16 protein-coding genes are annotated in these 26,946 nt (G+C 38.9%); 9 read left to right on the top strand and 7 right to left on the bottom strand.

All coding sequences use genetic code 11. The features are described 5' to 3' along the window. Positions 1-69 precede the first annotated feature (69 nt). From PYV58_RS04150 to PYV58_RS04140, 3 genes are all read left to right on the top strand, one after another. Positions 70-1,620, top strand: coding sequence for a class I SAM-dependent methyltransferase (locus PYV58_RS04150; RefSeq protein ID WP_034614100.1), 1,551 nt, complete (start codon positions 70-72; stop codon positions 1,618-1,620). Positions 1,621-1,688: 68 nt separating this feature from the next. Continuing rightward, a complete protein-coding gene (aat, locus tag PYV58_RS04145) occupies positions 1,689-2,420 on the top strand; it encodes a leucyl/phenylalanyl-tRNA--protein transferase (protein ID WP_004723649.1) in 732 nt (243 codons plus the stop codon). Positions 2,421-2,443: 23 nt separating this feature from the next. Next, the gene (locus tag PYV58_RS04140) at positions 2,444-3,259 is read left to right on the top strand and encodes an arginyltransferase (RefSeq protein WP_004723650.1); all 816 of its coding nucleotides are present in this window, start codon (positions 2,444-2,446) and stop codon (positions 3,257-3,259) included. 38 nt (positions 3,260-3,297) lie between these two features. On the opposite strand, the gene rimI is transcribed toward PYV58_RS04140, so the two are convergent. The 7 genes from rimI to PYV58_RS04105 all read right to left on the bottom strand — a co-directional run bounded on the left by rimI (position 3,298) and on the right by PYV58_RS04105 (position 11,235). Further along, positions 3,298-3,756, bottom strand: coding sequence for a ribosomal protein S18-alanine N-acetyltransferase (gene rimI / locus PYV58_RS04135; protein ID WP_004723651.1), 459 nt, complete (start codon positions 3,754-3,756; stop codon positions 3,298-3,300). Positions 3,757-3,869: 113 nt separating this feature from the next. Beyond that, positions 3,870-4,751 (bottom strand): metal-dependent hydrolase, encoded by an 882-nt coding sequence (locus PYV58_RS04130; RefSeq protein WP_004817558.1) that lies wholly within the window; start codon positions 4,749-4,751, stop codon positions 3,870-3,872. Positions 4,752-4,971: 220 nt separating this feature from the next. Continuing rightward, complete coding sequence (tuf, locus tag PYV58_RS04125; RefSeq protein WP_004723653.1) at positions 4,972-6,162, bottom strand: elongation factor Tu; 1,191 nt, start codon at positions 6,160-6,162, stop codon at positions 4,972-4,974. A gap of 93 nt (positions 6,163-6,255) precedes the next feature. Beyond that, entirely contained in the window at positions 6,256-8,394 is a 2,139-nt protein-coding gene (gene fusA / locus PYV58_RS04120; protein ID WP_004723654.1) for an elongation factor G, read from the bottom strand. A 187-nt stretch (positions 8,395-8,581) separates the two neighbouring features. Further along, the gene (rpsG, locus tag PYV58_RS04115; RefSeq protein WP_004655203.1) at positions 8,582-9,052 is read right to left on the bottom strand and encodes a 30S ribosomal protein S7; all 471 of its coding nucleotides are present in this window, start codon (positions 9,050-9,052) and stop codon (positions 8,582-8,584) included. Positions 9,053-9,231: 179 nt separating this feature from the next. After that, positions 9,232-9,606, bottom strand: a complete 375-nt coding sequence (gene rpsL / locus PYV58_RS04110; RefSeq protein WP_004648013.1) for a 30S ribosomal protein S12 — start codon at positions 9,604-9,606, stop codon at positions 9,232-9,234. 147 nt (positions 9,607-9,753) lie between these two features. After that, complete coding sequence (locus tag PYV58_RS04105; RefSeq protein ID WP_034617728.1) at positions 9,754-11,235, bottom strand: EcsC family protein; 1,482 nt, start codon at positions 11,233-11,235, stop codon at positions 9,754-9,756. Positions 11,236-11,548: 313 nt separating this feature from the next. Between PYV58_RS04105 and PYV58_RS04100 the strand changes: the two genes are divergently transcribed. From PYV58_RS04100 to PYV58_RS04075, 6 genes are all read left to right on the top strand, one after another. Next, positions 11,549-12,640 (top strand): AAA family ATPase, encoded by a 1,092-nt coding sequence (locus tag PYV58_RS04100; RefSeq protein ID WP_034617731.1) that lies wholly within the window; start codon positions 11,549-11,551, stop codon positions 12,638-12,640. 2 nt (positions 12,641-12,642) lie between these two features. Further along, positions 12,643-15,270: a DUF5682 family protein gene (locus PYV58_RS04095; RefSeq protein ID WP_171077809.1), complete on the top strand. Its 2,628-nt coding sequence runs from the start codon at positions 12,643-12,645 to the stop codon at positions 15,268-15,270. Next, positions 15,267-16,451, top strand: coding sequence for a VWA domain-containing protein (locus tag PYV58_RS04090; protein ID WP_151956472.1), 1,185 nt, complete (start codon positions 15,267-15,269; stop codon positions 16,449-16,451). The genes PYV58_RS04095 and PYV58_RS04090 overlap by 4 nt, the downstream gene beginning before the upstream one ends. Continuing rightward, positions 16,448-18,601 (top strand): hypothetical protein, encoded by a 2,154-nt coding sequence (locus PYV58_RS04085; RefSeq protein ID WP_034617740.1) that lies wholly within the window; start codon positions 16,448-16,450, stop codon positions 18,599-18,601. The genes PYV58_RS04090 and PYV58_RS04085 overlap by 4 nt, the downstream gene beginning before the upstream one ends. Positions 18,602-18,730: 129 nt before the next feature. Then, positions 18,731-22,573 carry a DUF4132 domain-containing protein gene (locus PYV58_RS04080; protein ID WP_275059710.1) on the top strand — a complete coding sequence of 1,281 codons (3,843 nt, stop codon included), beginning with the start codon at positions 18,731-18,733 and terminating at the stop codon, positions 22,571-22,573. Between the two features lie 209 nt (positions 22,574-22,782). Then, positions 22,783-26,526, top strand: coding sequence for a DUF4132 domain-containing protein (locus PYV58_RS04075; RefSeq protein ID WP_275059709.1), 3,744 nt, complete (start codon positions 22,783-22,785; stop codon positions 26,524-26,526). Positions 26,527-26,946 lie beyond the last annotated feature (420 nt).

Raw genomic sequence — 26,946 nt, 5'->3', positions numbered from 1 at the left:
TTGTTTATTTTTGATTTATAAATAAACAAGAGCAATGACTTTAAACGAATACAAATTATAGGAAAAAACATGACAACAGCGTGGACCGATGGCTACCAGACAGAAGTAAATTACACCTATGGTTACTATAGAGACTTAAGCCCGAATTACCAAAAGTTTTGCTTATTACTCAATGGGGTTGATTGCCCACCCACCAATGAACGTCACAAACATTGTGAACTCGGTTTTGGTCAAGGTGTCAGTCTAAATATTCATGCTGCATCCAGTTTTGGTTTATTTTTTGGTACAGACTTTAACCCTGCTCATGCTGCCCATGCCAATGTCTTGGCTGAACAAAATCAAGTTCCGCATCACTTCTATGATGCAAGTTTTGAAGAGTTACTCAACAAAGACTTACCGATGTTTGACTCGATTAGTTTACATGGAATCTGGAGTTGGATTAGCCACGAAAACCAACATATAATTTTGCAATTTATCCGAAAATTTTTAAGTCCCAATGGGATTGTCTATATCAGCTATAACTGCCTGACCGGTTGGGCTGCCAATATGCCAGTCCGCGAGTTATTTCACAGTCATTTTAAATTTAATAGCACCAGTACCAACCCGCTACAAAAAGTAAATGATTCACTTAACTTTAGTGAAGAGCTATTAGCGCAAAATCCCCTCTTTGCTCAGAGAAATCCAAATGCACTCAACAAAGTGCAAGATTTAAAAAAACAAAATCCAAACTATTTGATCCACGAATACTTAAATCAAGATTGGCAGTGTTTTTCTTTTCAACAAGTGGTGCGAATTTTAGAAGAAATTAAACTGACCTATGCGGGTTCAACAGATTTAAATTCACATCTAGATAACATTAATTTTAGTGAACAACATCAGCAATTTTTAAACACCATTGAACATCCTGTTTTTAAAGAGCAATGCCGTGATTATTTTGCCAATACACAATTTAGAAAAGATTTATATATCCGCGGGAAAAATACCTTAACTGCATTAGAAATTCAGCATCGTTTGAGAAATACAGCCTTTGTCTTATTAACAGCACCAGAAAAATTGCCAAAAACAATTTCAGGATACTTAGGGGAATTCGATTTAATCCAAGAGATTTATCAACCACTCGGTGCTTATTTTAAGCAATGTGACTATAAGCCACAGACGATTGCAGAGCTTGAACAGGCCATTCCTGATATTACCTATTCAAAGCTGCTCAATGCCTTGGTGATTTTATGCCACTTAGGTTTGGCACAACCTTGTCAGGCGGCTTCAAATCAAGATATGGTTGAACATGCTCAGAAATTAAATCGTTATTTCCTTGAACAAGCCAGCTATCATACCAATTATCAAGTATTGGCCTGTCCACTCACAGGGATTGGTATTCCAGCCGATCAGTTTACCCAACTCTTCTACCGCGCTCACTTTATCGATGGTTTAGACTCTGCCACAGAATTTGCACAATATGTTTGGGATGTGCTAACTCAACTAGGCTGGTTAGTATTAGATCAACAAGGCAATACCGTTTCAGATCCAAAAACCAGCCTTGAAGTCATTCAAGAAAAAGCCCAATTCTTTCTAGATAGTGACAAACTGAAAATTGCAAAACATTTGAAACTTTTTGCATAAGGTCTGTTTAGACATTTAATCACATGATCAGCTAAGATAAAGCTGATCTTTTTTATTGATGAATTCTCGTGAATCAACTCCCCCTTTCACAATTTATTTTTCCAGATCCAATAGAAGCTGATCCAGATGAACAAGGCTTAATTTGTATAGGTGCAGACTTAGCGCCTTCTACATTATATGAAGCTTATACGCATGGCTTATTTCCATGGTTTTCCGAAGGTGAACCAATTTGTTGGTGGTGTCCAGAACCCCGTTGCATCATTCGCCCTCAGGATTATCACCCAAGTAAATCACTACTGCGAAATATGAAAAAGTTTGATTATAAAATTACCATCAATCATGCTTTTGAACAGGTCATTCGTTCTTGTTCGCTCCCACGTAGCTATGCGGATGAAACGTGGATTTCTGAGGAGATTATTCACGGTTATTGCCAACTATTTGAAGCTGGCTATGCCTATAGTGTTGAAGTCTGGGATCAAGACAAAATTGTAGGTGGGCTGTATGGTGTGACAATTGGCCATGGTTGTTTTGGTGAGTCGATGTTTAGCACTCAAACCGATGTTTCCAAAATGGCTTTTTACACACTGATGTTATTGGGCCGAGAAAATAATTTACCGTGGATTGACTGTCAGTTGGTCAATGATCACTTACTCAGCCTTGGTGCTTGTACACTTTCTCGCCATGAATACCTTAAATCGTTACAAGATGTAATAAAACAACCCTCTATAGATTGGAAAAGTTATCAAGAGCGTGTATTTTCAAGTAAAACAATAGCGATTTTATCGCGCTTAATGGAATGAAAATAAAAGGAGGGACATGATTTATGAATTCTTATCATCCTAAGTCCCTATTAAACGACTTACAGTACTATATTACACCACCGCATGATTGCAGTTATCTAGAAAATAAATCTGCACGTATGGTGTTTCTCGACCCTGTACATCGTATTGATGTTGTCACACTTTCCGAATTATCGCGTGTAGGTTTTAGACGCAGTGGTGATTTTGTTTATCGCCCTGAATGTCATCTTTGCCGCCAATGCTTATCTTGTCGGGTGCCAGTGACTGAATTTAAAATGAGCAGTGCTCAGAAAAAAGCCTGGAAACGCAATCAAGATTTAACCGTTAAAATTATTTCGACCCAAGAGGCCACACAAACGCATTATCATCTGTACGAGCGTTATATTATTGAAAGACACGCCGATGGTGATATGTTCCCACCCAGTTATGACCAATTTGAAAAATTCCTGATTCACAGTTGTACCAACAGCTTTTTCCTTGAATTGTGGAAAGATGATCGTTTAATTAGTGTCTCTACCTGTGATCAATTGGATGATGGCGTTTCTGCGGTATATACCTTCTTTGATCCAAATGAAAGTAAGCGTTCACTGGGGGTTTTTGCGATTCTCAAACAAATTGAATATGTAAAATCGTTGAATCTAGATTTTGTTTACCTCGGGTATTGGGTTCCACATGCCGAGAAAATGAATTACAAATCTCAATATGCACCATTTGAATTATTATTAGATGGACAATGGCGACGGATCAATCGTCATTTGGAAGCCAAAGAAATTCAAGAGTTGGGCGATATGTTGATGACCACCCTGCCTTCAGAATGGAATGAGCCGATTATTAAATAATCGGCTTTCGCTGTTCGCATTCTCGATATTGCTTAGACTTATTTAAATAACTTTGAAAAATCATCACTACAGGCTTTGACCATAATAATTGCATGTTCACGGCCACCCTGTTGATTCGGATAATAATTTTTTCTTAAATCAATTTGATGAAAGTTGGCTTTTTCATACAGCGCAATCGCAGCTTTATTTGACTCACGCACTTCAAGAAAGATTTGCACTGGATTATTTTTTAATAATGCAATCGATTCATCTAACAGTTGATAGCCTAATCCTTTACCCTGCTGGCTCGGATGAATCGCCATAAGTAATAAATTGGCTTCATCTAAAACAGGTTGCAGAATACAAAAGCCCACCACTTGATGGTCTTGCTCAATCACCGTACTTAAATAACTTGTTATAGACTCTTCAAATTGACTTTTTTTCCAAGGATGACTTTGTACCAAGTCTTCAATTTGAGAAACAGCGTGCAGATCTGAAGATTGCATTAAACGAATCATCTGCGTTCATCAACTCAATATTAAAAATGAATTATAAGAAATTAAACCAATAAGTCTAATAAAAAAGAGCAACAATTGTTGCTCCTTAATCAAAATGCTGACTTTAAAACGCGTTACAGACCCAGTTTTGCTTTCCATGTCTCAAGCAAACTCACTGTATCGAGATCATTTGGATGAAAACCTGGCTTAAAGTATGCCAACATTTCTTTGGTCATTCCTGTGATAATGCCTTTAGATGGGCTATAAGCATATTTATAAATAATACCGAGCTCTTTTAGGTTGAGCTTGCCATCTTCTTTTAATAAACGCACCACAAAAGATGATTGCGCCATAAAGATGAGTACCATTGCAAAAACTAAAGCCGTGGTACGTAAGCCATAAGCTTTGATACCTTTACCAAACACCGCTTCATAAACATCATAAGCCACTGCTTTATGTTCATTTTCTTCTACAGCATGCCAATACCACATATACGACATGGTTGGATCAGTCATTAACTTTTGAATATGTCCATTGACCAACAGTTGCGAAGCAATTGTTGCAGTAAAATGCTCTAATGCAGTGGTCGCGGTTAAATCCACCATTTCTTGAGTCATACCAAAAGGCTTGACTACACGTGCAAACCATTTACGTGCGCCTTGAATTAACACACCTGTTTCACGCTCGTATTTCTCAACATCATGACCAAACTTTTTTGCTGAAGCATTAAAGTTTTCATGCTCTTTGGTGTGCATGGCTTCTTGTCCAATAAAAGCACTGATCTCTTTTTGTAATGCTTCATTGTCCTTAATCGCAGGGTGATAACGTACCGCACGCACAGAATCAATAAAAAGTTTTTCACCATCTGGGAACAATGCTGACAATGCAGTCATGAAATGTGTAATACCCGCTGAACCACTTGCCCAATATTCAGGTACATCGTCAAAATTAAAATCCATACGACGTACAGGGAAAGATGCACCAGCACGGTTTGAAATATTCACTTTTGCATTCATTGCGATTCCTCCTATTAAGTGAGTTTCACTTAAATTCTTTATGTTTGTTTTTCTCTTTCTTTATATTACGTTTTTATGAAAGTTTAATAATTGCAGATTAGGTCACACAAATATCAGTTAAGGACAGCTTTTGATGGGTATTGTCTAACAATTTATAGACGCTTTATTTTATCCACAAAAAAAAGCGCTCCAAAGGAGCGCTCTTTTACACAATCAGCGATTATGCAGTTACTTTAGCAACTACACCAGCACCAACTGTACGACCACCTTCACGGATCGCAAAACGTAGACCTGGGTCCATTGCGATTGGGTGAATTAGTTCTACTGACATTTCAACGTTGTCACCTGGCATAACCATTTCAACGCCGTCTTGTAATTGGATTGCGCCAGTTACGTCAGTTGTACGGAAGTAGAACTGTGGACGGTAACCGTTAAGGAACGGAGTATGACGACCACCTTCTTCTTTAGAAAGTACATATACTTCTGCGTCGAATTTAGTGTGCGGCTTAATTGTACCTGGTTTAGCAAGTACTTGACCACGTTGTACGTCTTCACGCTTAGTACCACGTAAAAGAACACCACAGTTCTCGCCCGCACGACCTTCGTCAAGAAGTTTGCGGAACATTTCTACGCCAGTTACAGTTGTTTTAACTGTATCTTTGATACCAACGATTTCAACTTCTTCGCCGACTTTAACGATACCAGATTCTACACGACCTGTTACCACTGTACCACGACCAGAAATAGAGAATACATCTTCGATTGGCATCAAGAATGCTTTATCGATAGCACGTTCTGGTTCTGGAATATAAGAATCAAGCGCTTCAACAAGTGAAAGTACAGCTGATTCGCCATATTGACCAGCATCACCATTAAGTGCAGCAAGTGCTGAACCACGGATGATAGGTGTGTCATCACCTGGGAAGTCATAAGTAGAAAGAAGTTCACGAACTTCCATTTCTACTAATTCAAGTAATTCTTCATCATCAACAAGGTCACACTTGTTAAGGAATACAAGAATATAAGGTACACCTACTTGGCGAGAAAGAAGGATGTGTTCACGAGTTTGTGGCATTGGACCATCAGTCGCAGCACATACTAGGATCGCACCGTCCATCTGAGCAGCACCAGTGATCATGTTTTTAACATAATCGGCGTGACCTGGGCAGTCTACGTGAGCGTAGTGACGAATTGGAGAATCGTATTCTACGTGTGAAGTATTAATTGTAATACCACGTGCTTTTTCTTCTGGTGCAGAATCGATTGCTGCGTAGTCTTTAGCTTCACCGCCGTAAGTTTTTGCACAAATTGTTGCAATTGCAGCAGTTAAAGTTGTTTTACCATGGTCGACGTGACCAATTGTACCCACGTTTACGTGTGGCTTATTACGTTCAAACTTAGCCTTAGCCATGAGAGCTTCCTTTTTAAACTACTCATGCAGGGTCACTGCATGAGCACTTGGTTTTTAACTATGAATTAGTTTGGGCTTATAGTAATCGAAAGATTACTCGTCGTCACCTTTTTTACCGCCAGACTGGAATTTAGAAATGATGCCTTCAGCCACGTTACGTGGAGTTTCAGCATATTTAGCAAATTCCATAGAATATGTCGCACGACCTTGAGACATAGAACGCATTTGAGTCGCGTAACCAAACATCTCAGCAAGTGGAACTTCAGCACGAATTGCTTTAGTACCGCCAGGTAAGTCGTCCATACCCTGAACCATACCACGACGACGGTTTAAGTCACCCATGATATCGCCCATGTAGTCTTCTGGAGTTTCTACTTCAACTTTCATGATTGGTTCAAGCAAGATAGGATCTGCTTTCATGAAACCATCACGGAATGCGTAAGAACCTGCCATTTTGAACGATAATTCGTCAGAATCGACATCATGGTAAGAACCATCAAATAATGTCGCTTTGATACCCACAACAGGGTAACCAGCCAATACACCATTCTTCATACGTTCTTGAATACCTTTGTCAACCGCACCGAAGAATTCTTTAGGTACTACACCACCTACAACTTCTTCAGCGAATTGGTATTCTTTACCAGCTTCTTCAACATCCATAGGCTCTAAACGAACATATACATGACCGAATTTACCTTTACCACCTGTTTGACGTACGAATTTACCTTCTTGCTCAACACTCTTTTTGATTGTTTCGCGGTAAGCAACCATTGGTTTACCAATGTTCGCTTCAACGTTAAATTCACGCTTCATACGGTCAACAAGGATGTCAAGGTGAAGCTCACCCATACCCGCAATAATCGTTTGACCAGATTCTTCGTCTGTGCGTACACGGAACGATGGATCTTCTTTAGCCAAACGACCAAGAGCGATAGACATTTTTTCTTGGTCAGCCTTAGTTTTAGGCTCAACAGCAAGAGAAATTACTGGCTCTGGGAATTCCATACGCTCTAGTGTAATGATGTTTTTCTCATCACAAAGCGTATCACCAGTTGTTACGTCTTTAAGACCTACACATGCAGCGATGTCACCAGCGCGAATTTCTTCAACGTCTTGACGATCATTTGCGTGCATTTGTACGATACGGCCAATACGTTCACGTTTAGACTTAACTGGGTTATATACTGGGTCGCCTTGTTTAAGAACACCAGAATAAACACGTACGAAAGTCAAGTTACCTACGAACTTATCGTTCATGATTTTGAACGCTAATGCAGAGAACGGCGCTTCATCAGATGCTTCACGAATCGCTTTAGTTTCAGCTTTGTCGTCAAGAATACCTTCGATAGGCTTAACTTCTGTAGGCGATGGTAAGAATTCAATTACAGCATCCAACATACGTTGAACACCTTTGTTTTTGAATGCTGTACCACAAAGCATTGGTTGGATTTCGCCAGCCAAAGTTTGCGTACGAATACCTGCAACGATGTCTTCTTTAGAAAGATCACCTTCTTCTAGGTATTTGTCCATCAACTCTTCAGATGCTTCTGCAGCAGCTTCAACCATATTGGTGCGCCATTCTTCAGCAGATGCTTGAAGATCAGCAGGAATATCACCATATTCGAACTGCATACCTTGAGAAGCCTCATCCCAAATGATTGCTTTCATTTCGATCAGGTCAACAACACCTTGGAAATTTTCTTCAGCACCAATTGGAATCACTACAGGTACAGGATGAGCACCTAAACGAGTACGCATTTGTTCAACAACACGGAAGAAGTTTGCACCAGTACGGTCCATCTTGTTCACGAATGCTAAACGAGGCACTTTATATTTATTTGCTTGACGCCATACAGTTTCTGACTGAGGTTGAACACCACCTACAGCACAGTAAACCATGCACGCACCGTCAAGAACACGCATAGAACGTTCAACTTCGATTGTGAAGTCTACGTGTCCCGGTGTATCAATTACGTTGATACGGTGTTCAGGGAACTGCTTGCCCATACCAGACCAGAAACAAGTCGTAGCAGCTGAAGTGATTGTAATACCACGTTCTTGCTCTTGTTCCATCCAGTCCATTGTTGCTGCACCGTCATGTACTTCACCAATTTTGTGAGATACACCTGTGTAGAACAAAATACGTTCAGTAGTTGTAGTTTTACCGGCATCAATGTGCGCAGAAATACCAATGTTACGATAACGAGAAATTGGGGTTTGACGAGCCATGATTTCTTGCATTCCTAAATTTTGTTGTTTAAAACAGGACGCATCAATGAAGCATTGATGCGTACGGATACTCGATACGTAATGGGCAACTTAAATACCCGCAAATCCCCCACTTTGGTAGAGGGCGATGTTAAATCGTGCTGCAGTACGCATGAGTATTCTCCTGATTAGGGACTGTTTTAGCCGCTTAGAAGCGGTAGTGAGAGAAGGCTTTGTTAGCTTCAGCCATACGGTGCACATCTTCACGTTTTTTGATCGCTGCGCCTTTACCTTCAGCTGCATCAAGCAACTCACCAGCAAGACGTAACGCCATAGTTTTTTCAGAACGCTTAGCAGCAGCATCTACCAACCAACGCATAGCTAGGGCAGTACGACGGGATGGGCGTACTTCCATAGGTACCTGATAAGTAGCACCACCAACACGGCGTGCTTTTACTTCGACCATAGGACGAACTTTTTCAAGAGTAGTCTCGAAAAATTCAACTGGGTCTACTTTATTTTTTTCTTGAACGCGGTCTAAAGCACCGTAAACGATACTTTCAGCAATAGACTTTTTACCATCTTGCATTACGTGGTTCATGAATTTAGCGATTGTTTGGCTACTGAACTTAGGATCCGGAAGGATTTCACGAGCAGCGACTACGCGACGTCTTGGCATTTTAATCTACCTATAAATATGACACTTCAGGTTTATCCAGCATCAGCACAAAGTGTCGTGTGCTATTCGCTGGCCTTACTACACGTCGCTTGAATTTCACAAAATTAATGCAGAAATCAGACAAGCGAGACGATAAAGGATTGCGGCTCTATATTCTTAAGAAGCTAATCTTTAAAAGATTATTTCTTAGGACGTTTAGTACCGTATTTTGAACGAGACTGGTTACGATCTTTAACACCAGCACAGTCCAAAGAACCACGAACGGTATGGTAACGTACACCTGGTAAGTCTTTAACACGACCACCACGGATAAGAACAACACTGTGCTCTTGTAGGTTATGGCCTTCACCACCGATATAGCTAGAAACTTCGAAACCTGAAGTTAAGCGAACACGGCAAACTTTACGCATTGCTGAGTTAGGTTTTTTAGGTGTAGTTGTATAAACACGTGTACAAACACCACGACGTTGTGGACAAGCCTTCAACGCAGGAACTTTTGATTTTTCAATCAAAGTTGTGCGACCCTTACGGATCAACTGATTTGTTGTTGCCATATGGCAATTCTCCCGTTAATAAAAAGCCTCAAAAAATTACCACTTTTTGAGGGCATGCAATTGTAAGCCAAGAAGTAAAAATGGTCAACATTCAACATGGTGTCAAATATTGACCATTTCAAGCTTTGGCTAAATCAATGATTCAACTTACTCAGGCTTACTTTCTGATTTTGTTTCAGTAGCTTCTTGCGTTTTTTCAGACGCTTTTACCGTATTTTCAGGAGCCGCTTTGGCTTTTGCCGGGGTGTGCTTTTTTGTTACAGTTTTTGCAGTTGTCGATGTTTTCGCCACATCAGTTACTTTCGCTGTAGTGGTATCCACTGCTGCGCCTTTCTTTTGCGCGGTACGTCGAGGTTTTACGGGTGTCGCTTTGTCTTGCTGCTGAGTCGCATGTTTATCTTCAATGTGCGTTTCAGCCAGTTTTTGAATCCCCTGCTCAACTTTTTGCTCAGCATTGGGTTCTTCAACAGCTTCACTGGTTTTTTCCTTCACTTCAACATGAGTAATTGCTTCATTTTCAACCTGAGACTCGACTTTCTCTGCAAGCGTTTCTGCTTTGCTGGCTTCTAAAAGCAAGGGATGCGCGTCTGAGATCAATTGACTAAATTTTTCATAAGCATCTAATACATCAATTTTTTCATCAGAATGCTGTAGCAGATATTGCCTTGCACCAGAAAATACGATTTGTGCTTTATCGGTAGCATCATCGACCAGTTTCCAGCTATATGCAGCACTAATGCCCATCGTGGCTAAGGGAGTAAGTCGTGTCAACAGGCTAAAATGTGGAAGATTATTCATCCATGGCAACTTAAATGTACCATCCTCATTTGCCACCCATTTTTTTAACAGCTCTATATCATTGCTTGAACCTAATAGCTGTTGCAATTGGCTCACATTGTGGGTTTGCAACACCCCTGCAAAAGTTCGTATTGCCGCCATCAATGCGTGTTTTTCAGCAACAGTGCCTAGATCAATTTGTTTAAAAATGTATTCAACAACAGCATGATCTTTTGCATTCAACTCAAAACCATGCGCTCGCCCAGTGTGATAAACACTTCGGAGTGCCAAAGCCAGTGAACTAGGTACATCAAGAATTGCGCCTAAGCCGCCAAACGCACCTGTCACTGTACCTTGAATTGCAGCAATAATTTTATTCTGATTCGCCAGCGCAGTACTGATCCGTTGTGAACGTTCAGGATCCTTGGCCAATTCTGCCAAGCTTTTTGCACCCACTTCTTTTAGAACGGCTTCTACAGAAGTCAGTTCTGAAACAAACTCATTGAGCTTATCAAAAATAAAATCAGACAATTTATCGTTTAAATCTGGTGAAATAAACGAAGCGACATTATTGATTTTTTTATAATGTTTCCCCAAAAGCTGCCCAGTTACATTGGGGAGATGTTCCCGTAGCATTTGTTGAGGATTTTCATATTGTTTACGTTCAAAAGCACTTTTTTCTTGAGCAGTGCCTTGTACAACGGATTCATCTTTAAGACTGTGGCTCAATTTACTCACCGTACCAGGAGCAACATGATTGATCACACTTAAGCCTGTTTCGCTTAGCTTTTTGGCCACGCCAAAAGCATTTGAAATAAATCCGCCTGATTGTTTTTTATTAGAATTTGCCATGTGCACCCTCGTAACTGTGGTTTTTCAAACACTAAAGCTTGTATTAAATAGTTTCTCAACGCTTACATTAATGTACTGATTTACGAATCAATACAATCACTATTTCACAAAATTTCAATACAGATCATCATACTATACAATTATAAACAATCTAACCCTAGTTCACTTGCAATTACAGCACTCAATTTACTTAAAAATACTTTTTATAACAAACAGATGTCACAATTTGTCGCGAACAACTTATGTACCAGTGGTCATCTCAGCCTTTGCCAGTTATGATAGATTCATTGGATAAAATATATATAGAATCATTATGAAGCAAAATTTTCAAAATCAAATTAAGCACAGTTCAGAACAAAAATATCAAGCGGAACTAGAACGCTTAAAAGAACAAGATCAACATAGAAAGCCAGCAGGTTGGCAACTTTCTGCCTACGCTGTTCGCTCATTTATCTTGGGTGATGCCAAGCTGGATATTCAAAAAAAGTTTTATGGTGATGATGCTTTAGTTGACCGTGCCTTGGTTACGTTGATGGGCAATCAGGGTTTGATGCTGGTGGGTGAACCAGGTACAGCCAAATCGATGCTTTCAGAGCTATTTAGTGCTGCCATTTCAGCCAATTCTCAGCTCACAATTCAAGGGACAGCAGGGACAACCGAAGACCATATTAAATATTCTTGGAACTACGCACTCCTTTTATCGGAAGGACCAACAGATAAATCACTGATTCCCTCCCCGCTCTTCTATGCCATGAAAAACGGACAAATTGCCCGCTTTGAAGAAATCACCCGTTGTCCACCTGAAATTCAGGATGTGTTGGTGTCTTTACTGTCTGAGAAGCAAATGATGATCCCTGAAATGGGACAAGATTTTAGTTTGCAAGCTACACAAGGATTTAACATCATCGCAACAGCAAACTTGCGTGATCGTGGCGTACATGAAATGTCAGCAGCATTAAAGCGCCGCTTTAACTTTGAAACAGTAAAACCAATTCGTGATCAAAAATTTGAAATCGAACTGGTGGGATTACAACTTAAGAACCAGCTTGCTGATTTATACAGTGAAATCCAAGTTCGCCCAGAAGTTATCGAACTCTTGGTGACCATTTTCAATGAGCTCAGAACAGGACAAAGTCTGCAAGGCGCAACACTTAAAACGCCTGATGCTGTTATGTCTACTGCTGAAGCGGTCAATATTGCCCATGCGGCAGGTCTACAAGCCATTTATCTCAGTGATGGAACATTAAAAGCAGAACACCTCGCACAACAATTAATTGGGGTTGTGTTTAAAGATAATCCAGATGACGCTAAACGCCTACGTTACTATCTGGATACTGTGGTGAAAGAGCGTGCACGTAAAGATGCCGACTGGAAAAGTTTCTATGACGCCAGCCGAGAGTTTTAATCATGCAGCTGTTGGATCGAAATATAGAGAGAGGTGAAATGCCTGAACGCTTAAAACAGGCATTTCACCTGAAACAGCAAATGGCAGAGCAAAACGTTTTTTTTGCGCCAATCCGCCATCATAGCCCCGCTTGTGCATACGCGTTAAAACATTATATCGATGAACTGAAGCCCACACACATTTTAATCGAAGCACCAACAAGTTTTGAATTCTTAATTGAAAGCTTACAGAACCAAGCCACTCAGCCTCCTGTGGCTATATTTGCACAAGCACAACGCTCTTCAAATAAAACCTCACCCAAAAAAGGCGCTGCAAATAAAGAGAGTGCTGGTGAAGAACATGAAAGTGATGACGAGGTTCAACCAGAAATCTTTTCTGCCTACTTCCCTTTTTGTGAATACTCACCTGAATGGGTCGCCATCCAACAGGCAAAACTCATTCAAGCAGATGTTAAATTTATTGACTTGGATTGGGCAAAACAAAGTGCCTTAAAAACGCAACAATCCGATTTGGACTGGCAACAAAAAAGTTTGCTGTCTGAACGTTATTTTGCGCATAGCCAATATATCCAAAAACTTGCTGAAACCATGCATTGCCGAAATCACGATGAACTTTGGGATCATTTATTCGAGCTGCAAAGTGTTGAACAACTGCAGCATGCTCAAACATTTTTTGATGATGTTTTTGCTTGGTGTTCATTGGCACGTTTGGATTATGAGCGTGAGGTACTTTTGCAAGATGCTTCATTACATCGTGAAGATGTGATGTGGAATTGCATCCAAGACAGTATTGATCCCAAGCATAAACTTTTGGTGATCACGGGTGGCTTTCATAGTCTTGCCTTAATTGAAAATCTAGCAGCCCCACAGCAAGCAGAACGTTTTATTGTCCAAGATCAAAAGCAAAACTGGCAAGAGCAAGCTTGGCTGATTCGCTATAGTTTCGATCGTTTAGATGCTTTAAATGGCTATGCTTCAGGTATGCCCTCACCTGCATATTATCAACAACATTGGCAAAATTTAAAATCTGCAAACAATCCAACGGTTGAACAAACGCAACTGCAATTTTTTCAATATTTAAATGAGTTATGCCATTTTTTAAACCAAGAAAATGCACTGGATGTAACGCCTTATATCGCGCTAAAAAATACCGCTGAACTTGCTTGGCAATTGGCTTGCCTTCGAGGGCATTATCAACCGAGCCGTTATGATTTACTCGATGCCTTACAATCCGCCTTAATCAAAGGGGAAATGGATGATGGACAACAGCATTTATTTACCCTGATTTTTCAATTTTTAAGTGGACAACAACTTGGTAAGGTTGCTCAAAATCAGCACAGCCCTGCATTATTACAAAATACCTATCAACAGATTAAAGCCTATCGTTTTAATTTAAATGACACCATTTTACGCAATCGAAAACTCGATATTTATCGTAAACCTTTACATCAGGACATTAGCCAATATTTGCATTTACTGGAGTTTGTTGGCTGTAATTTTGCCCAACGTATTTCGGGTCCAGATTTTGTTCAAGGTGCCAGTCTAGATTTGCTGTTTGAGGAATGGCGTTATGCATGGACACCCAGTGTCGAAGCGCGTTTGATTGAACTGGCTGAAATGGGCAATCAACTCGAACAAATTGCACTGCTTAAAATTATTAAACTACAGCAAGAAAATGAAGCAAAAGGTGTCGGGCAATCTGCCTTTGAAACTGCCAAATTGCTGGCTTTGGCGTGTCGCTTAGGATTAAAGCAACATTTAGAATTGCTTAGTCAACAACTCGATACTTTTTTAGAAAGCGATCAAAACCTTGCCTCGGTGATTGGTGCAGCACAGCAATTGTATTATTTGTGGCATGGTCACAAGCTGTTAAATTTACCCGAAAATATCGTGATACAAAGTTTAAGTTTTGCCGTCTATCAGGCCTGTTTTTTACTTGATCAAATTTACGATACCCATGAAGAAAAAATTGAACAAAATCTTAGCAACTTAAAAACCTTGCATGAGCTGATTTTAAATATCAAGCAACGAAATCTTTCACTACAGCATGCAGTTGTAAATGCACAAGATGTAGATTTACTGGAACTGATGTATAGCCAAATTGATCTGGCAAAAATTGATGAATTTCATCTTAGTTCACTCAAAGGTGCGCTGCATACTTTGCAGTTTTTAGACCATCAAATTGAACAAAATCAGCTTCAACAACAATTACAACTGGCTTTTGCAGTGGGAAGTGATCCTGAAGATGCTGTGCAATACCTACATGGCATGTTTTTTATTGCGCCTGAAATCTTTGTGCAATCCAAGGTTGCAATTGATGCACTTCACCAATTGGTCAGTCATTGGACGGAAAATACCTTTATTCGGATTTTACCTGATTTACGCTATATCTTTAGTCAACTCACCCCAAAGCAAAGCACCAAAGTATCGCAAATTATCGCAAAAACCACAGGACTTGGCGAGGATATCATTCTCGATCAGGTGCTTAGTCATATTGGGGAACAGGATGTATTCCAAGGCATACAACTTAACCAGCAACTGCAAAAAATATTTGAATATGATCACTTAGATCGCTGGGCAAGCAATCGCTCAAAGCAACTCAACCCAGAACAACAAGGAGTGAATAAATGAGTCAATTACCTCCTGAACCAAATCTTGATGAAAACTCAGATACCCCCGCTTCTCTTGATGCAATGGATCAAGCACGCCGTTGGCGTTTGATGCTCGGTCGCTATGCCGACCAGAATTTATCAGCAGCGGCATTGTCAGGCGATCAACTAAAACTTGAGCGCAATCTCGATTATCTTTACCAAAATGAATATAAGCGTCGTGGCATCCAACAAGGGAAAAATCGCCATGGCGGTTTGGAAGCTTCGCAGCTTAACGCGATTAACTGGCTCAACCAAAGTCGAAAACTGTTCCCAAAATCGACCTTTGAACGTATGCAAAAACAAGCCATAGAGCGTTATGAATTAACTGAATTATTTAAAAATCCAGAGCATGTAAGACAACTTGAACCCAACCCTGCGGTGGCTAAAGCTTTGTTGAGTATGCGTGGACGTTTAAGCAATGAGATGAAGGATGCGATTCGAGAATTAATTCAAAAAGTCGTGGAAGAACTCTTACAAAAAATCCGCACACAATTTTTAAAAGCACTACAAGGTCGTCGTAATCGTTTTAAGCGTTCACATCTTAAACAGGCACAAAACTTTGATTGGAAACGGACCATTCAAGCCAATCTCAAGAATTATCAGCCTGATTTACAAAAACTGATTATCCAAACCCCTTATTTTAATGCCCGTGTACAGAAACATTTGCCATGGGAAATTGTACTGTGTGTCGACCAAAGTGGCTCGATGATGGATTCGATCATGTATGCAGCAGTATGTGCCAGTATTTTGGCGGCTCTCCCTGCGGTCAATATGAGTCTGGTCCTGTTTGACACCCAAATTGTTGATTTAAGCCATTTGGCACATGACCCGGTTGAAGTCTTACTGACCATTCAACTCGGTGGTGGAACCAACATTGGTCAAGCTTTGCAATACTGTCAAAAGAAAATTAAACAACCCAATCGCAGTATTTTAGTCTTGATCAGTGACTTTGAAGAAGGTGCATCCGTTCAACAAATGCTCAACACCACCAGCCAACTCAACCAACAAGGCTGCAAATTACTTGGGCTTGCTGCGCTGGATCAAGCAGCCAATCCTGTTTATGACATCAATATGGCACAAAAACTCCAAGAACGCGGTATGCAAATCGCTGCAATGACCCCTGAACATTTGGCAACATGGTTTGCAGAGGTGATGCAATGAGTTGGCATATTTATACCCAATACGATGAAGACAGCCTAACCATGCATAGCAATGCTGGTCTTCTACGTCGTGCCCGTAAAGCCTTAGATGCTGTTGAACTAATACAACAAGAGCACGATCAACTGGTATTTAAAGTCGAAGAATGTGAAGTTAAACTGCCCCTTGAGGGCATCACCAAAGCACTGTGTAATTGTTCAGCACAAGGCTGTTGTAAACATATTCTCAGCAGTATTTTATGGATTCAGGAACATGAAACACTACTAACTACCGCAAATAGCCCAAGTGAAAATAGCCCTAACAATAATCGAGAAAATGCAGTACTGCTAGCTCAACAGGAAGCATCTCAACATACTGAGACATCTGAGCAAGCCACAACATCAGCCCTTGAAACTGTTTTAGAATTTGATCCAAGCAAAATCCAAAAACAAGCAGGCAAAGCCAATATCCGTTTGGCCTATGAATTTGTACAAAATTGGTTGCTGCAACCTGAACCCTGTCAAATTGATATTCAAGAACATAAAATCACTTTTCAAACCGATTTAAGTCCCAATCCAGTTGTTCTCTACCCTGCAACAGGGTTTGAAGGCATGTTGTCAGAAATTGCCGACAAACAAAAAGTTGCTGGGCATTTGGCATGTATTGCTTATTTAGTTCTAAAAAATGCCCCTGAAAAATGGCAATGGTCAATTGATACAACAGCGCAACAACACCATCCTACGCAGCAACTTTCGCCTGATGATCAGGTATTGATCCAAGAACTTAAACTCATTTGTCAAAACTTTATTCAGCAAGGTTTGTCACATCTGGCCAAAGAAATGGTCATGTCATTGCATATTTTAAATATGCAAGCACGCGCACAAAACTTACCACGTCTAGGGAGCTTATTGCGTGCCCTACATGGCTCAATGAAGCAGTTTTTAGAAGCAGATGTACAGGTAGATGAGCAGCAGATTTTTAATCAATTGGCACATTTGTATGCCTATTTGGCTGCACTGTCAGAAATCGAGCATTTAAATCCAGATGTTAAAGCCGAAGCATTGCGACAACTTCGTGGTGCTGTACAACGCGACTATCAACAAGAAACCATAGCACATCTGATCCCGCTTGGTTGTGAATGGTGGAATACAGAGAGTGGTGCACATGGTCTAACAGTATGCTTCTGGGATGTAAAAGAGCAACAACTCAAAGAAGTGACTCAGGCACGTGCCAATCATTTAGATCGTACCTTTGATATGCACAGTGCAGCCAATACTGGAATTTGGGGAAGTTCTCTCAGCTTTTTACTCCAACATCAACTTGAACTAACCCATGCAAAATCCAGTTCAGATACACAACTGAGTGCCAGCACAGATACTCGTTTTTTACCAAAAGGCTTGTTCAATGCACTCAGCCAATCTGACTTAGAACAGATGAATACTGGCATTTCAACATGGCAATCTTTACAGGAAATGCTTGTTCCGCATTCAAGCCTAGAACAGCTTAAATCTCGTTATATACTGCTTCGCCATAAAAGTATCACAGCGCCTGAACTCAACGAACTCGAGCAATATTTTGAATACCGTATTACTGACGATGAAAATAGAGCACTCAAACTGGTCATTCCGATAGAACCAGAATACCGTGCACGAATTAAACATCTCACCCAACTGATTCATAATGAAAAAATTATCGCAACATTGGTGCGTATCGAAGCAACACAGCAACAGATTCAATTCATTCCATGTAGTGTGTTTTTAACAACGCCAAAAGGTTTAAAAATATTCAGTCTGGATTATGATTATCCTGTACAGAAGAAAAGTAGCTTGGTTGAGCTGATTACTGGTCGAATTGAAAAATTGCTCGAACAAAAAAAACAATGGAAACATCAGCAACATTTATCTGCATTAGACCTTTTGATCTTGGAATCACAAGCCTTGTTTGAATTCTATGCAAATACAGGTCGTTCAAAACTGGATATGGATGATCTGGTTAAACTGGATGATTTTGCTGAAAAGTTTGCAGATTTGGGTTTAAGCTTTATTCAAAACTCACTTAAATCAGATTCCACACAGCACAATTTAGCCAGTCAGCTTTTAAAATGGCGACATGTTTTATTACAACTACAACGCCTAAATCATAGAATCGCTTTAGAAGGACAAGTTACGTCGTGATAAATTAAGCTTGCTATTTAAATTGATGATATTTTTCTATAATTTTAGTGGACTACCAAGCACAGTATTAAAGCCTAAAGTATTAGCGCCTATAGAAAAGCAACAGCGAGTTGCTCAAAAGGAATACAGATGTTAAATAAACTTTTTTCAAAAATTGAGTCGATGTTTTTAAAGCCTGAGGATAAGGCAGTGAAAACGCAACAAGCAAACTCAACCGCTGATCATGACCACATTCAAAAACATAATGAAGATTTAAAAAATAAAGTTGAAAAGCTCTACCATATTTTCCAGCCTTTGGCCGTCATTGAAGACCAACTAGATCAAAATGTGGTTTTGTTTATTTTGGATGGAGAAAATCCAGAAATATTACTTAAATTACAGCAATATCCGCATGAAAAAGCACTGCTTTTACTGGGAAAGCCAGGTACCTATAGCTGGTATTGGCCTCAAAACAATCAATCACTGGATAAAAAAGAAAATAAGCTTGCTGAAGCGGCACTAAAACTACGCCGTCGTTATTATGGTGAGATCTTTGAAGAATTAGAATTTGAACAAATCATTCGTTTTGCCAAAGTGCTTGAAGCGGCAACACAACAGAAAAATTTTACCAATATTTATGAAAAAGTGCCCGCTTGGTTTATTTATCTCACGGTAGATACATTTATTACCGCGTTTGATAGTCAGCAGTTTAGTGAAGCAGATCCGAATAAATTGTTAAAGCAAAATTGGACCCAACAGAAACTATTTGATTTGCTTGAAAGTGATCAACAGGGTTTAGGCGATGAACTGTTGCCTTATTTATTTGAACGCCAAAATATCGACAGTTATCATTCTAGTAAATTAGATAAAATATTATTACTCAAGGACACCCAAGATTTCATTTCAGCCCGATTAGATCAACTCAGAAAACTTATTCCAACACTGAGCATCATTGGACAAGAGAACTTTTTAGACTATATCGCCAAACAAACGACATTGATCAAACAAATCCCCGACTTGATTGTAAAACTTTCTGTAGGGAAATCTAAAATCATTCGTACTAAAGCCACCAGTTTATTGACGAATTTAAATCCAGAAGATAGCCAAAAATATTTAAATCAAAATCTATTGGAAGGTTCAAGTCAGGAACGTGGCTTTTCTGCAGATCTATTGGCACGTTTAGGTGCTGACAATCTGACTGTACTAGAACAAGCTTTTGCACAGGAAAAACAAAAATCTGTACAACAAATCTTACAAATGGCGATTCAGCGCTTAAGATCTGTTGATACTGCTCAATTACAGCAAGACTTTGAAGCACCTACCTTTCAACCATTTGTTGAACAAAAAATTCCAGCAAGTTTTACCGAGGTTATTTTAGAAAATTATCAAGAAATTTTGGCAAAAGCTGAACAAAATGCTGCTGATGAAATTGAAGAGAATAAAACAGCAAGTTATAAAAGAACTTGGGCTCAAGATCATTTAAAGCAGCTTAAAAAAATCAATCATCAAACCTTAACATCGATTGTTGACCAATTGAACGGTGATGCATCTTTTAAAAATGTCCACCAAGTTGAAAATATTATTACCCATAAAAATAAATATAAAAAATATCCTGAGTTTTCCATTAATCATGCCATGAGAATCATTGCAATACGCAATCGAAATTGGATCTACTGGCCTAATTTATTTGAAATGCTTAAACCTGAAGAATATGCCAATTATGAACTTCGCCATATTGTTCAGGCTCTTGATGCGGCTAAATTTAATGATCCAAAACGTAGAGTGGCTCAAGGGATTCTAGCGGGATCATCCTATTATCAAAGTTTACAAGATCATATTTATGAAAAAGATAAAATTTGGCCATTTTTTGCGGAAAATCAAGAATATTTAACTGAAGCGCTGGGGCTTTCTCCATCTTTAGAAAAAAATGAATATCAAAGCTTTAACCCATCCGATGCCATCTTTGTACTTAAATGTTTCCCATCCTTACCAGTACAGTTTATTCCGCGCTTACTCGAATTTGCATTGGGTGAAAATAAGCGTTTGCGTTATGAAGCGCAAGAAACCTTACAGCACCTTCCTGACATTCATCAACGTGCCATCGAAGCCCTAGATTCGGGTAAACAAGACATTCGAATCACAGCAATTGAATGGCTAGCACGTCTACAAAATCAAGATGCAGTAAAACCACTGAATACTTTGCTGAATAAAGAGAAGAAAGAAATCGTTCGAGCTGCTCTTCTAACAGCATTAGAAAAGCTTGGACAGGATATTAGTGCCTATCTCAAACCAGAAGTGCTACTAAAAGAAGCAGAAGACGGTTTAAAAGGCAAACTTTCAAGCAGTTTTACATGGTTTGATTTTGACACATTGCCAAAAGTGAAATGGCAGAATGGCAAAGAGGTTGACCCTAGAATTGTCAAATGGTGGGTGATATTGGCTGAAAAACTAAAAGAGCCTAGAGCCAATGCCTTATTACAACGCTATAGTGACTTACTCGATCAAAAAGATCAGGTACAACTTGCCAATCATTTATTACACAGTTTTATTCACCAAGATACCTTACAAACACCATTGGATGAAGCAACGCAATATGCAACTACAGAAGCACCTGGCCGTCTAAGTTCTTATCGGGATTCATACAAACGTTATGGTGAAAAATACCCTGAATATTATGCCAAATATGGCACCATCACCTTAGAAGAAGTGATTGAAGAGATTAAACGCGAACGTTTAGGACTTTATCTGGGTTCCGCGATCAAAAGTAAAGGTATGCTTTCACTGACTGCCAATGCACAAGGAAGTTTTGCAGTAAAACAATTGCAGAACTATATGAAACAACACTACCCTCGTCGCTCACAAATTGAAGCCATGATTAGTGCATTATCGATCAGTAATGACCCATTAATCATCCAATTGTTGCTTTCACTTTCACGTCGTTACCGGACTGCTTCGGTACAAACACTTGCAAACACATTGGTTGCTGAGATTGCTGAACGTAATCAATGGACAAGTGATGAACTGGCTGACCGTACTATTCCAACAGCAGGTTTAGATGAAAATGGAGTGTTACAACTGCAATATGGTTCACGTAACTTTAGCGCCATTGTCGATGATAAAGACAAATTCATTCTTAAAAATGAAGAAGGTAAAGAGGTTAAAGCGCTACCCGCGGCCCGCCAAAATGATGATGAAAGCCTGATCAAAAAAGCCAAAGCACTATTTAGCACCAGTAAAAAAGAGTTTAAACAAGTCGTGGATATGCAAACAGGTCGTTTGTATGAGGCGATGTGTAGCGAACGTCAGTGGAATGTTGCAGAGTGGCAAGAGTATATCTTTGCCCATCCAATCATGAGACGCTTAATCCAAAAACTGATTTGGCTTGAAATCAAAACCAATGGTGAAAAAATCAGTTTTAGACCAAGTGATGATGGTGCATTACTGAATTTAGATGATGATGAAATCGAGCTTAGCACAGACAGTAAAATTCAAATTTCTCATGCGGTTTTGGTCGGTGAAAAGGAAGCAAAAGATTGGATTGCACACTTTAAAGACTATAAAGTGAAATTCTTATTTGAACAGATGACCCATCACCTACCAAAGCTTGAAGATGATAATGTCACTGAAATTAAGGATCATAATGGCTGGCTTACAGATACCTTTACCCTCCGTGGTGTTGTAACCAAATTGGGCTATCAACGTGCCAGTATCGAAGATGGTGGTTCATTTGACCGCTATACTAAGCCCTATAAACAGTTGGGTATTGATGTAGAAATTACATTTAGTGGAAGTTATGTACCAGAGGAAAATATTCCTGCTGTCCTTTATGAACTGACTTTTAGTAAAAAAGCCAGCCGCTCTTGGAACAACAATGAACTTCCACTTAAGCAGATTCCACCAATTTTATTGGCTGAGAGTTATGCAGATTATTTAAAAGTTGCTGCATCGACATCAGGTTTTGATCCAGAGTGGGAAAAGAAAACGCCTTGGTAATCTGGATCAAAATGTATAAATAATCGCTAAAAAAGGGATAACAGCCAGTTTTTCAAAACTGGCTGTTTGATATTTTATTGTGAAAATGGAATATTAATATTCACAAAGACACATCATGTCGTCATAAAACTAAGCACGATATCATCCATAAAAAATTTAGATTAAAATTCAATGAGATCCAAAAATGAAATTTAATAATAAGGTGCCAAATGCAAGATATGACATATATGCAAATAAATGAATTATTTGCTCCATTTAGCCTAGATACAGCTCAAAATTTACAAGATATTTTTAAACCTTTAGTCGATATTGATGCTGATTTACCAGCCCAAACCTTAAAATTTGTAATCACTGGTGAAAATCCAGAAATATTACTTGTTTTTCAAAAACTCCCTGATGATCAAGCCACTGCCCTACTGGGTAATCCTAGCACGTACAATTGGTATAGACCCAATTTTCATATTAATCGTCAGCAAGAGCACATGGCTTATCATTCGCAAAATGCACGTCAAAAGTTATATGGCGTAATTTTTGATGAGCTTGATCATGCGCAGATTGTACGTTTTGCAAAAGTGTTAGAAGCAACAACCAAACGACTTAATTTTATTAATTTTTATGAACAAGCACCTGTTTGGTTTTTATATTTTATCGTCGATGCATTAAACACAACTTATGGTGTTGGTTTTAAAGCTTTAGGACAGTCACAAAATATCAAATCTCATTGGACCTTACAAAAACTCTTTGAATTGCTCGAAAGTGAACAAGAAGGTTTCGAACAACATTTATTATTGGCCTTATTTGAACGTAAGAATCTGAGAAGTCACGATTTTGATCGCTTAAATTTGCTTTTCAATTTGAAAGACACAGAATCTTTTTTAGCACAATATGCAAATGAATTAATTGAAAAAATCCCCAATTTAACCAGCAACGGAATTCATATATTCTTAGATTTCTTGCAAAAACATGGCGATTTATACGATAAACTTAGCAAACTCATCGTACGACTTTCATTGCATAAAACCAAAGCCATCAGTGATAAAGCTTCGCCATTATTGAGCATCATCGATCAAAATAGCGTTCAAGAACATATGCGTTATTTCTTATTTTCAGGGAATAGCCAAGAACGCTCTGCGGCAGCGGAACTTTTTGCACGTTTAGGGCAAGATCATGCTCAACTTTTAGAAAAAGCCCTAAATGAAGAAAAACAAAAGTCAGTACAACAAGCCATACAAATGGCATTACAAAGATTAAAACCAAGTGAAAAAACTCAGCTTGAACAAGTCAAACTGCCTGACTTTGTAGCGTTGGTCGAGAAAAAACTTCCTGAATCTTTTACTGAAATCATATTGGAAAATTATCAAGAAATTTTAACTAAAGCAGAGCGAAAAGCATTATTGGAAATTGAGGAAAATAAAACCTCAGATTATCAATCACGACATTTTCAAAACTACTTTAAAAATCGGACATATGTCAAAAAAACCAATTTAGAATCAGTTGTACAACAGTTAAATGGTGAAATAGAACGTAAATCATTTGCTTATGATTTTGAAATTATTCATTATAAAAACCGCATAAAAGAACAAAATAATTATACGATCTTCCATGCACTTCGTTCATTCCACTCTGAACGTGGAAATCTATACTGGGAAGATTTATTTGATATATTAACAACAGAACAGACAGCAACACTCGATTTAAAACAACTTGCTGATGCCATGCATCGGACCAAATTCAGTCAAGCTGATCGTTTAATTGCTCAAGGTATGTTAATGGATGAGTACAATATGTTGTCTCATTATATCGTTGACCCTGAAAAAATTTGGCCATTTTTTGCCGATCATCAAGCATTTTTAACAGAAGCTTTAGGCTTAACACCTTCTCTTTTCAAAGACAGTTGGCAGCAATTTAATCCCCAAAAAGCAATCAATGTTTTAAGATATTTTCCACAAGTGCCAAGTGAGTTTATTCCCAAATTATTAGAATTAGCACTTGGTGAAAATAAGAGCTTACGCTTTGATGCACAACAGGCTTTGGCAAAAATTCCAGACATCCATCTACAAGCCATCACAGCACTTGAATCTGGTAAGCAAGAAGTAAGAATTTCTGCAATTGAGTGGTTGGCGCGTTTGCAAAATCAAAATGCAGTAAAACCACTGAATACTTTGCTGAATAAAGAGAAAAAAGAAATCGTTCGAGCTGCACTTTTAACGGCATTGGAAAAGCTCGGACAGGATATTAATGCTTATCTCAAGCCAGAAGTACTGCTTAAAGAAGCAGAAGTTGGGCTAAAAGGTAAATTATCAGTGAGTTTTAAATGGTTTGATTTTGAAACTTTACCAAAAGTGAAATGGCAAAATAACACAGATGTTGACCCCAAAATTATACAATGGTGGGCGATTTTGGCAGAAAAATTGAAGGAACCAAAAGCCAATCAATTGCTACAACGTTATGTAGGATTATTGAGTGAAAAAAGCCAACAAGAACTTGCAAATTTCGCCCTACAGAGCTTTATTACTGAAGATACTCGTGGCCCTAGATTGGATGAAGCAACAGAATATGCTGTTAAAAATGCGCCACAACGTTTACAACAGTATCGCAATGCTTATCAGGCTTGGGCGAAAAATGACACTTATTATGCATACTATGGGACGATTACACTTGAAGAAGTTATTACAGAAATCAAAAACATTCAGCTTTCTTGTATTTTAGGTTCAGCAATCAAAAGTAAAGGTTTCTTAGCACTGGCATTTGCAGCTCAAGGAAGTTTTGCTGTCAAACAAATACAAGATTTTATCAAACAGCACTATACGCGCCGAGCTCAATTAGAAGCCATGATTAGTGCATTATCTATTAGCGATAACCCTTCTATCACCCAACTGTTGCTTTCACTTTCACGTCGCTACCGTACAGCTTCGGTACAAACACTTGCAAACACATTGGTTGCTGAGATTGCTGAACGCAATCAATGGACAAGTGATGAGCTGGCTGACCGCACTATTCCAACAGCAGGTTTAGATGAAAATGCTGTGTTACAACTACAATATGGCTCACGTAACTTTAGCGCCATTGTCGATGATAAAGACAAGTTCATTCTTAAAAATGAAGAAGGTAAAGAAGTTAAAGCACTACCTGCTGCCCGCCAAAATGATGATGAAAGCCTGATCAAAGAAGCCAAAGCACTATTTAGCACCAGTAAAAAAGAGTTTAAACAAGTCGTGGATATGCAAACAGGTCGTTTGTATGAGGCGATGTGTAGCGAACGTCAGTGGAATGTTGCTGAGTGGCAAGAGTATATCTTTGCCCATCCAATCATGAGACGCTTAATCCAAAAACTGATTTGGCTTGAGATCAAAACCAATGGCGAAAAAATCAGTTTTAGACCAAGTGATGATGGTGCATTACTGAATTTAGATGATGATGAAATCGAACTCAATGCAGACAGCAAAATTCAAATTTCTCATGCGGTTTTGGTCGGTGAAAAGGAAGCAAAAGATTGGATTGCACACTTTAAAGACTATAAAGTGAAATTCTTATTTGAACAGATGACTAACCACCTGCCGAAGCTTGAAGATGATAATGTCACTGAAATTAAGGATCATAACGGCTGGCTTACAGACACCTTTACCCTCCGTGGTGTAGTGACCAAATTAGGCTACCAACGTGCCAGCATTGAAGATGGTGGTTCATTTGACCGCTATACCAAGCCGTATAAACAGTTGGGTATCGATGTAGAAATTACATTTAGCGGAAGTTATGTACCAGAGGAAAATATTCCAGCTGTACTTTATGAACTCACCTTTAGCAAGAAAGCCAGCCGCTCTTGGAATAACAATGAACTTCCACTTAAACAGATTCCACCAATTTTATTAGCTGAGAGCTATGCAGACTATTTAAAAGTTGCTGCATCTACATCAGGTTTTGATCCAGAGTGGGAAAAGAAAACGCCTTGGTAATTCATAAAGACAAAGAAATTTTGTTTAGGCTTGCAATAGGCTATAACAGTTGTATTGCAACCGATATGATTGGTCTTGATGGTCATCATATCGGTTATATGGATAATTCAACTCAGCAGGTAAAGAGAAGCCTTGTTCTACAATAGGGATAAAACACCATGCTCATCTCAGCAATTTAAAATTTATTTCAAAAAATAGTGCTTCAAACCATCTCAGGTAAGCCCTGCTTATGGATGGTTTTGCCTAATTGATGTAAATATCCATCATGAATTCATATTATTATAAAAATAATAAATATATTTATTTTCAGTTATTTAATTAACTTTTAAGCATACAATATATTGTTTTAAATGATGCACAAGAATCAATATCTTTCGCCATTGAACTAAAAAAGTAAACGCGTTTAAATGTAAACATTCA

The organism is Acinetobacter sp. TAC-1 (genome assembly GCF_029025845.1).
In the GTDB taxonomy this organism is placed as follows: Bacteria; Pseudomonadota; Gammaproteobacteria; order Pseudomonadales; family Moraxellaceae; genus Acinetobacter; species Acinetobacter guillouiae.
This window is presented reverse-complemented; position numbering and strand designations above follow the sequence as displayed.

Coding starts and splice junctions, on each gene's coding strand:
- PYV58_RS04080 (WP_275059710.1), top strand. CDS start 18,731: ATGTTAAATAAACTTTTTTCAAAAATTGAGTCGATGTTTTTAAAGCCT.
- PYV58_RS04085 (WP_034617740.1), top strand. CDS start 16,448: ATGAGTTGGCATATTTATACCCAATACGATGAAGACAGCCTAACCATG.
- PYV58_RS04095 (WP_171077809.1), top strand. CDS start 12,643: ATGCAGCTGTTGGATCGAAATATAGAGAGAGGTGAAATGCCTGAACGC.
- rimI (WP_004723651.1), bottom strand. CDS start 3,756: ATGATTCGTTTAATGCAATCTTCAGATCTGCACGCTGTTTCTCAAATT.
- PYV58_RS04140 (WP_004723650.1), top strand. CDS start 2,444: ATGAATTCTTATCATCCTAAGTCCCTATTAAACGACTTACAGTACTAT.
- fusA (WP_004723654.1), bottom strand. CDS start 8,394: ATGGCTCGTCAAACCCCAATTTCTCGTTATCGTAACATTGGTATTTCT.
- PYV58_RS04105 (WP_034617728.1), bottom strand. CDS start 11,235: ATGGCAAATTCTAATAAAAAACAATCAGGCGGATTTATTTCAAATGCT.
- rpsG (WP_004655203.1), bottom strand. CDS start 9,052: ATGCCAAGACGTCGCGTAGTCGCTGCTCGTGAAATCCTTCCGGATCCT.
- PYV58_RS04090 (WP_151956472.1), top strand. CDS start 15,267: ATGAGTCAATTACCTCCTGAACCAAATCTTGATGAAAACTCAGATACC.
- PYV58_RS04075 (WP_275059709.1), top strand. CDS start 22,783: ATGCAAGATATGACATATATGCAAATAAATGAATTATTTGCTCCATTT.
- tuf (WP_004723653.1), bottom strand. CDS start 6,162: ATGGCTAAGGCTAAGTTTGAACGTAATAAGCCACACGTAAACGTGGGT.
- rpsL (WP_004648013.1), bottom strand. CDS start 9,606: ATGGCAACAACAAATCAGTTGATCCGTAAGGGTCGCACAACTTTGATT.
- PYV58_RS04150 (WP_034614100.1), top strand. CDS start 70: ATGACAACAGCGTGGACCGATGGCTACCAGACAGAAGTAAATTACACC.
- PYV58_RS04130 (WP_004817558.1), bottom strand. CDS start 4,751: ATGAATGCAAAAGTGAATATTTCAAACCGTGCTGGTGCATCTTTCCCT.
- PYV58_RS04100 (WP_034617731.1), top strand. CDS start 11,549: ATGAAGCAAAATTTTCAAAATCAAATTAAGCACAGTTCAGAACAAAAA.